Genomic DNA, 7,987 nt, shown 5'->3' with positions numbered 1-7,987 from the left:
AGCGGTGCGATCGCACCTGATAAAAAGAGGTTGACTAAGAAAACTACTTCCTGAATCGAACTGGCCTTCTCAGTCCAAAAGGCAAACATTGCTAAAGTATATTGAATCATAAAAGTCAAGGCGAATGCACACATGCTCGCGATCGCAAATAAGCCCAGCGTCCCCAAATTCGGTATCCAAAATGCCGTCGGGTAAAGACAGAAGAATAGAGCCACTAACCCAAAAATAAATGGCAATCTAGCAAAACGTTCGCCAATATGCGACCAGATATGATGCCAGACGGGATCTAATGGTTGTAACAACCGAAAGGATAATTTCCCATCGACAATTTCGCGCTCAAAATCCCAAATCACCCATACAACAGTTAGTTGACGGACGAGATAAACAGCCAAAAAATAGCGGGCAAACTCGATCGAAGATAAGCCAAAATCTCCTGTTTGTGCGGCTTGCGTCCAGACACCCATCAGAATGAACGGGAGTGACCCCGAAAGTGCCCAGAGGAGCAATTCGGCTCGATACTCCAGCATATAGGCATAGTAGGTAACTAGTAGCGATCGCGAGACTTTAAATAGATGTTTCATTGGTTGTCTCTATCTCCGAGTAAGGTTGAGTTGCAGTCGATCGAGTTCGCAGTGGAGTTCGGATTAGAGGGCAGGATAGAGAACGCAGGCATCATCGACTACAGCGATATTAGCAGCCATCATTCGTACAGTTCTAGCTCTTGAGAAATTGCCACCATTTCATCTAGCCCTTGCGCTATCGAAAGATCGATCCGGTCTTTATAAACCATCAGATCATTGAAATTAATCCGGCGGTGTTTGCCGATTTTATGATAGGGGATTTCACGTAATTCGATTTGCTCGATCGAGTATAGTCGGGAGACATTGAGCCGATCTGCTGCTTCTTGAGTAGTGAGTTCGGCATGAATCGGGATCGGGCTGACGGCATTACGCTGAGACATTTGGGTTAAAACATCGCTATTTTGGAACATTTTATCGGCCTTGTAGGATTCCAATTGGAGTCGGGGCAGCTCAATTTGGAGTTCGATCGAAACACTGTATAGCCTACTTCTGTTTCAGTTAGCAATTGAGGGTTTTTACAAGAGCCAATTCTTTTGAGCCACAATAGCGATCGAGAGACTTTAAATAGATGCTCCATAACTCTAATTATATAAATTCTGGGCAGCACAGCTTCGATGTCAAGAAAAACGCAGTGCCCTTGATGGGCAGCCTAGCTGCGCTTTTGTTAGTATTTTTATACTGTTGTAGGCTGTGAGCTTACACAAATACCAACGGCGAGCGAAGGCTGATAAATATTATTTCAAAGTGTCCTGTTCCGAGTCGAAGTTGCCTGAATATCTATCTAGTCACGCTCTAGATTAAAATTTTCGTAAATTGAGATCGATGCTATGTGACTGAAACATCATCTTCAAGGAGCAGAGATTTCATGATTACGGCTACCCCACCACCAGCTAAAACTAGCTCCAAAAAAATTGTCGATCTTTGGGCGAGTATCCCGACAAGCTACCCAGAGGCAGATTTGGCAGCTAATTTCATGGTGAAACTCTTCGACTATTTAGGACTAAATCATCACCAAATTAAAAATACGCCTGGTATTGGTGCTGGGTTAAGGCCGGATTACTTAATCTATAACGATCCAGCGCAGCCCCCGATCTTAGCAATAGAAATTAAAAAGCGCGAATCAGGATTAGCAGCAGTAAGTGACGCACAGTTTGTAGCTACTTGTCAAAATCATCCCTTATACAAAGATGCTGTCGGTTTATCAGATAACCCCAAGAATAATGGAATTATTCAATATTTAGACATTGACAATGTTAATTCCAGTCATTTGGCTAACTATGGATTAGTATTTAACGGTGACTTCTTCCAACTATGGCGGCGAGTAGATGGATTAGTTATTCCCATGACAACCATCAGGCGCGTTAACAAAACTAGCCTACCAAAATTATTGAAAGAGTTAGCACACTGTTTGCAAGCTCCGCCATCAGCTTTGGTGACAGCAATTTGGAACAGTAAAGGTGGCGTTGCCAAAACTACTAATACTATCAACGTTGCTTCTTGCCTAGCTTTAGCTGGTAAGCGAGTCCTATTAATCGATCTAGATCCGCAAAACGATTTGACTAGTGGGATTGGTTTGAAAGCAAATTATGCACCTGATTATTTCGATCGCGTTTACGACCAGCTTCAACTTCAGGAAGTCGATCGAGCTAAAGATATTCTAACAAAATCCATTCAAACCAAGAGTTTTGCGACTAGCGATGGTCAAAGTTTTCACTTGTCTTTGTTGTCTTCCTCAAAAAATTACTTAAACAATATTAATGATACTGTTCGTGCCAAAGAAGCGCATGTTATCTTTAACGATATTCTCGATCTAGTTCGTGAAAATTATGATTATATCTTTATCGATGCTTCGCCTAAGTATGATAAATTAGCTCAGTGTTTATTATGTACTGCTGATACTATTATTCTGCCGTTCGATCTAGGAGCTAAATCATTAAAACACGCGATCGAGCTTTCCTCAAAGGTAATCCCGACACTTCAAACTATGCGTGACAAGGCTGATGATTTCACTGTCGGCCCTTGGAATCTAGGATTACTATACAGTCTTTGTCCAACTCATATTGGTGTGGGCATAGAGAAATCAATTGCTGATGTAATTGAGCAGCAAGGATTTACAGGCAAACAAGTAAACACACGCTTGATTAACTTTGCTCAAACTAAACAGGCAGAATTTCAAGAGAAGCCAGTCATCTGTTGGCAAAACTCCCAAATCACTAAGTTATTTCACAAATTAACTACTGAAGTTTTTCTAAGTCATAACTATACAGATAAATAGGCTTGTTTAATTTTCCTGTCCGATCCACTAAACAAATTGAGGTAACTTATTATGGTATCAATTCTAGAGCGACGTGGCACCAGTACCCCTTTAGGGCAAGTTTTACGCTTGCCATGCAAATTTATTCAAGGTAGATCTAGTGCAGAAGCTATGGTAATTAATGCCATTGCTGCTGAACTAGCTATTTCTGGCAAGAATGTTTTACCTGTAATGGTCAAGCTCCTGAAAGAAGATAAATATACTGCGGTGTTAAACAACCAAATTTTAATCGCAGCTCAACAAGCTAAATTAGATTTTGTCTATTGTATCGTTGTTGATGATGAGATGGCTGTTCAGCTCAAAGTTGAGGCTGGGAAAACTCTTAAAGTTAATCTAAATCAAGCATCAGAAGTAGAATTAATAGCAGCTTTTGAAAATATCAAAGCAAATATTGCTGCTTTTAATAAGATTGAGCCAGCACCGATCGCTCAGGCAATTATCAGCTATCGATCTGTCGAGCGAGTTAAGAACTTAACTTTCCTAACTAAATTAAAATGCGGGATTGGTAAAACTAAATTGCCTGGATTAGTCGATCGATTGGTGTATTAGATTAGTGATTTATTCACAGTTGACGATCGCATAAGAGCGACGATACTTACCATCTAGCGACGGAGCTACATTGGGTACATAAAACCAGCCCAGTATTCCAGCTCCTTGCTCTGGTGGATCGATCGCCAAAGCAGAGGAAAGGCTATGATTAGACTCTAATTTGTAAGAGATTGACTTCTGCTAATTCGATCGATCGGACGGTCTACTAATTTAAATTCTGTTCGCATAGCCCAAAGAAAACCCGCAATAACCCCAATAAAATCGACATTTCCCCAATCCCGTGCAGCAGCGATTCTGACACCGTTCCATCGATCTGAAGCCGATAAAACTTCCAACCCTCACCATTTGTTACAATCCCATAAATAGCGATCTCTCGCCCTAACTGCTGATTTACCCACTGACAAGCCTGCATCTCCACCAAACACTGCGCTGCCCCCTGCTCAAAGTCATCCTTCTTCGCCTCAATTGCACACAGGTATGGTGCTTCCAGATACCCGCGCCGCTCAGCAATCAAATAATCGGCATTGCCACAAGTTTTCTCACCTTCAAGATAAGCACCCTTCCACACCTTCAATCGATCGAATCCCTCTAGCCCCTCCTCACAGATCGCATCAATTAGTAATGTCTTAGACACCTCTAAACTCTCTAGATCGAATCGCTGTAATCGTTCTAACCGCTGTCTGAAAAAGTCACTAATCGGTAAGGGTTCTGCTTCAATCTGCCACCGCTGCAATTCATTCAAGCTCAACTGCTTAAATGCCTCTTTGTAGGTGAAACTAGAAAAACTTTTCTTGCGTTCTTGTGTGACTTGAATCATCAGATTTTCCCTGGATTTATAGATCGGATCGGTATTGCCAATACAGGTAGATTATCTTACTGCTTTACCAGTGTCTCAGCAGTTCCCGACTGAAAAATCTGACCGATCACATCATCGATCGGCGGATCGGTGATGCTCAGATCGACGACTTCTAATTCGCCTAAAATGTGGGACACCGTTTTGGTGAGGACTTCCTGCGGTACTAAAAATTTCGCCGATGCCCCTTCGACCGATCGCACATCGGCATATAGTGCTAACTTGGCTTGGGGATAGATATGTTTGAATTCGACAGTGACTTCCCGGCAGGGTGAAAAGCGATCGACTAATCCGTTGAGATTGCCATCATAAATTAATTGCCCCTGGTTGATGACCAACACTCGATCGCATAGGGCAGTAATATCCGCCATATAGTGGCTGGTGAGCAAAATCGTGGCATTGTACCGTTGGTTGTAGTCGCGCAAGAATTGGCGGACGGCGACTTGCGCGTTGACATCCAAGCCGAGGGTGGGTTCGTCGAGGAACAGGACTTGGGGTTCGTGGATCAGTGCGGCGAGTAGTTCGGCTTTCATCCGTTCGCCGAGCGATAATTTGCGAATCGGTTGAGTGAGTTTGTCTTGAATCGACAGCATTTCTGCCAATTCTTGAATCCGCAATTGCGCGGTACGATCGCTCAAACCGTAGACAGCAGCATTAATCTTGAGTGAATCGAGGGCGGGTAAATCCCAAATTAACTGTTGCTTTTGCCCCATCACCAGGGTAATTTGCTTGAGGAAGGCTGTTTCGCGTTTGAAGGGAATGTGTCCGGCAACTCGGACAGTTCCCGTCGAGGGATGAATCAGTCCGCTGAGCATCTTGAGCGTGGTGGTTTTACCCGCACCATTTGCGCCCAAAAAGCCGACAATTTCGCCAGCTTGGATTTCAAATGAGACATCCCGCACGGCGTTGATTTCTTTATAAGTACGTTGAAAAAAATGTTTGACAGTCCCAGCAAAACCAGGTTCTTTGACCGCTACTGGATAAACTTTGCTCAGGCGATCGACAATAATACTAGCCATAAATACCGGATGTAGATCTCAAGCTCGATCGACTCAATCGCTTGCGGTGGGTATCGTCATCGTAGAGGTCGATCCTCGCACGATCGCAAGCAAAGTAAACCAGCCTTAGCTAACATCTTAAACGATTCTTGCTGGTGAGGTTACGGGCTGGGTATCGCTCGTAACAATGTTATAACTGCCAATCTTTTAAAATCGCTAAATTGATAAAACCACTCCCCAACGCGTTCAGCTCTGCTGTACCGTAGGTAATCGCCAAAATCCCCCACCAGCGGGCGGTAATTAGCTCCCAGCCACTCAACAAATCGAGATCTTCACCACGATCGAGCCGTTCGGTGCGATAGCCAGGAACGACAATTAGGGCGATGCCAATAATCGTAAATGCTGGCGCGCCCATGGCTGCTAGTAAATAATAGTGTCCGCGATCGATTGCCGAACGCCAAGTCCAGATCGTCAACAACGCCCCGATTGTCGCGATAAATAATCCACCCAAGCGTTCGTTTCGCCTCGATACCATCTGCCAGCCTCTCGCTAAGATCTAAGATCGATAACTACAAAGATCGCCGGCTCATTTTCGGAAACTCTCAAACTCGCGATCGAGTCCTAAAACTAGGATAGGATGGTGGTGCGTGTAGTTAACTACCTATCCTGTTTGGTGCAATGTCAACCCTGAGGGCAAGATCGGTGTTTTTTAGTATCGTCATTCCTACTTACAACAGACTCCCCATTCTCCAGAAATGTTTGCGAGCCTTGGAGATTCAAACTTTCGATGCCAACATCGTCACTGGCTACGAAACGATCGTCGTCGATGATGGTTCGACTGATGGCACGATCGAATGGTTGCAAAACAGCAGTAGCGAACTGCCGCATCTGAAAATCTACGAACAAGCGCACAAAGGTGCCTCCGCTGCCAGAAATTTTGGAGTCGAACAAGCGCAGGGAGACACGATTATTTTCATCGATAGCGATATTGTGGTGACGCCGACATTTCTCCAATGTCATGCCGATACTTTGCTCGCAAAACAACAGGAATTAGGCGACGATCGCGTCTTTACTTACGGGGCGGTGATTAATACCGCCAACTTTGAATCGCCGACGAGCGAACCTTACAAACTGCTAGATTTTTCTAATGCTTATTTTGCCACTACTAATGTGGCGATCGCCAGACATTGGTTACTAGAAGTGGGTTTATTCGATCTCGATTTCGATCTCTATGGTTGGGAAGATTTAGAACTCGGCGTCAGGCTCAAAAACCAAGGTATTCAAATGGTCAAATGCCCCGAAGCTATGGGTTTTCATTGGCATCCGGCGTTCTCACTCGATCGGATTCCGCGCCTGATCGAACAAGAAATCGAACGCGGTAAAATGGGCGTGATTTTCTACCAGAAACATCCGACGCTCGATGTCAAAGTCACGATCCAAATGACCATTTTTCATCGAATTTTGTGGAATATTCTCTCGCTGGGCGGCGCGCTCAACGAACGGACGATGAAACCGTTATTAAAATGGACGATCGATCGCGGCAATCCCCAATTAGCCGAGCAGTTTGCGCGGATTTTTCTCAATCAGTACAGCGTTCAAGAAGTCCATCGTGCATATCAACAAAGTTTGCGCGCGATCGATCGGTAACGATCGATTAATCGTCCCAGCGAGAATACAGAGTAATGAGTAAAGCGATTAATAAATTAATTTTGTGGTTGTGGATTGGCACCACTTCATTACTAGATTTATCGCTAGTTACCTTGACCTTGCCGACGATCGCGCGGACAAATTACTTTAATAATACGGTTTACGCCTTAGACAGTATCTCTAAGCAGCCCCTGTATCTCCTCGCGATCGATCGAATTGGGATCTCGTTATTATTCTTGTTATTTGGGATGGTGTGGGCGGCGATCGTCTTAATTGCATCGGAGCGATTATTAGTATTTCTAGCGTTTCCCACACCAGGAAATAACAAGTTTAGTCGATTGAGTTTGACTTTATTTAAGCTGGCTTTAGCGGCGATCGTGTTTACGATCCTCATCGGAAATATCAGCCTAATTTACGATCTATTTCAAGGCGAAGTGGGGATCGATCGTTACTAGATCTGGATATCGAGATTACTTTAGCCTGTAGAACTAAGGTATAAGTTATAATTCAAATAATCCGATCTAGTAAACACATCATGACCGATCTCACGATAACTTTACCCGAAGCAGTGAAGGATTATATCGTTCGCGTAGCGTCTCCTTTGTGGAGAATCGACAGATTTCCAGCGGTACATACAGTACTCCTGATGAATTTTTAACGGCCTTGGTCGAACAAGAGCAAGAACGTCAAGCGAAGCAGAAGGTTAATGCTCTTCTCAAATCCACACTTCAGAAAGATCGGACAATCGAAGTTCCAGACGAATGGTGGCAGCAGCAACGTCAACAATTAATCGATCGGCTGCCACCTCGATCGTGAATCTTCGTATCTTAATTCATGAAGATGCGACCATCGATCTTCACGAACATTGAGATCTGTAAACTCGAAGTAAATTTATGTCGTGATGTGTAGTTGTAGCGATCGATACTAATCTATTGCATCGTCGCGATAATCACAGTGATATTGTCACTCCCACCGTGTTGTTTGGCAGCATCGATTAGGGCTTGCGCGGCTACTTGTTCGGTTTCAGCGCGCAGATGGCTAGAAA

The 7,987-nt window shown here is 44.0% G+C and carries 10 protein-coding genes; 5 read left to right on the top strand and 5 right to left on the bottom strand.

Annotated elements, in window-relative coordinates; translation table 11 throughout:
• Both RMO84_RS09970 and RMO84_RS09965 read right to left on the bottom strand, forming a co-directional pair.
• Nucleotides 1-581 (bottom strand): ABC-2 family transporter protein (locus RMO84_RS09970; RefSeq protein WP_310488313.1); only part of this gene is annotated, 581 nt, incomplete at its 3' end.
• Nucleotides 582-700: 119 nt separating this feature from the next.
• The gene (locus RMO84_RS09965) at nt 701-991 is read right to left on the bottom strand and encodes an excisionase family DNA-binding protein (protein WP_310488312.1); all 291 of its coding nucleotides are present in this window, start codon (nt 989-991) and stop codon (nt 701-703) included.
• 455 nt (nt 992-1,446) lie between these two features.
• Here RMO84_RS09965 and RMO84_RS09960 point away from each other — a divergent pair, with 455 nt between their 5' ends.
• A complete protein-coding gene (locus RMO84_RS09960; RefSeq protein ID WP_310488311.1) occupies nt 1,447-2,856 on the top strand; it encodes an AAA family ATPase in 1,410 nt (469 codons plus the stop codon).
• Nucleotides 2,857-2,907: 51 nt separating this feature from the next.
• Complete coding sequence (locus RMO84_RS09955; RefSeq protein ID WP_310488310.1) at nt 2,908-3,444, top strand: hypothetical protein; 537 nt, start codon at nt 2,908-2,910, stop codon at nt 3,442-3,444.
• Nucleotides 3,445-3,649: 205 nt separating this feature from the next.
• Here the strand turns inward: RMO84_RS09955 and RMO84_RS09950 are convergent, their stop codons facing one another.
• The 3 genes from RMO84_RS09950 to RMO84_RS09940 form a co-directional block, all read right to left on the bottom strand.
• Complete coding sequence (locus tag RMO84_RS09950) at nt 3,650-4,261, bottom strand: hypothetical protein (protein ID WP_310488309.1); 612 nt, start codon at nt 4,259-4,261, stop codon at nt 3,650-3,652.
• Nucleotides 4,262-4,317: 56 nt separating this feature from the next.
• Nucleotides 4,318-5,316: an ATP-binding cassette domain-containing protein gene (locus tag RMO84_RS09945; RefSeq protein WP_310488308.1), complete on the bottom strand. Its 999-nt coding sequence runs from the start codon at nt 5,314-5,316 to the stop codon at nt 4,318-4,320.
• A 169-nt stretch (nt 5,317-5,485) separates the two neighbouring features.
• Nucleotides 5,486-5,830, bottom strand: coding sequence for a hypothetical protein (locus RMO84_RS09940; RefSeq protein WP_310488307.1), 345 nt, complete (start codon nt 5,828-5,830; stop codon nt 5,486-5,488).
• A 167-nt stretch (nt 5,831-5,997) separates the two neighbouring features.
• Here RMO84_RS09940 and RMO84_RS09935 point away from each other — a divergent pair, with 167 nt between their 5' ends.
• The 3 genes from RMO84_RS09935 (at nt 5,998) to RMO84_RS09925 (ending at nt 7,758) form a co-directional block, all read left to right on the top strand.
• Nucleotides 5,998-6,942: a glycosyltransferase gene (locus RMO84_RS09935; protein WP_310488306.1), complete on the top strand. Its 945-nt coding sequence runs from the start codon at nt 5,998-6,000 to the stop codon at nt 6,940-6,942.
• Nucleotides 6,943-6,977: 35 nt separating this feature from the next.
• Nucleotides 6,978-7,397, top strand: coding sequence for a hypothetical protein (locus tag RMO84_RS09930; protein ID WP_310488305.1), 420 nt, complete (start codon nt 6,978-6,980; stop codon nt 7,395-7,397).
• A 148-nt stretch (nt 7,398-7,545) separates the two neighbouring features.
• A complete protein-coding gene (locus RMO84_RS09925; protein ID WP_310488304.1) occupies nt 7,546-7,758 on the top strand; it encodes a hypothetical protein in 213 nt (70 codons plus the stop codon).
• Nucleotides 7,759-7,987: the final 229 nt, after the last annotated feature.

It is taken from the genome of Chamaesiphon sp. VAR_69_metabat_338, from assembly GCF_031423935.1.
Classification (GTDB): Bacteria; Cyanobacteriota; Cyanobacteriia; order Cyanobacteriales; family Chamaesiphonaceae; genus Chamaesiphon.
This window is presented reverse-complemented; position numbering and strand designations above follow the sequence as displayed.

Coding starts and splice junctions, on each gene's coding strand:
- RMO84_RS09965 (WP_310488312.1), bottom strand. CDS start 991: ATGTTCCAAAATAGCGATGTTTTAACCCAAATGTCTCAGCGTAATGCC.
- RMO84_RS09960 (WP_310488311.1), top strand. CDS start 1,447: ATGATTACGGCTACCCCACCACCAGCTAAAACTAGCTCCAAAAAAATT.
- RMO84_RS09955 (WP_310488310.1), top strand. CDS start 2,908: ATGGTATCAATTCTAGAGCGACGTGGCACCAGTACCCCTTTAGGGCAA.
- RMO84_RS09950 (WP_310488309.1), bottom strand. CDS start 4,261: ATGATTCAAGTCACACAAGAACGCAAGAAAAGTTTTTCTAGTTTCACC.
- RMO84_RS09945 (WP_310488308.1), bottom strand. CDS start 5,316: ATGGCTAGTATTATTGTCGATCGCCTGAGCAAAGTTTATCCAGTAGCG.
- RMO84_RS09940 (WP_310488307.1), bottom strand. CDS start 5,830: ATGGTATCGAGGCGAAACGAACGCTTGGGTGGATTATTTATCGCGACA.
- RMO84_RS09930 (WP_310488305.1), top strand. CDS start 6,978: ATGAGTAAAGCGATTAATAAATTAATTTTGTGGTTGTGGATTGGCACC.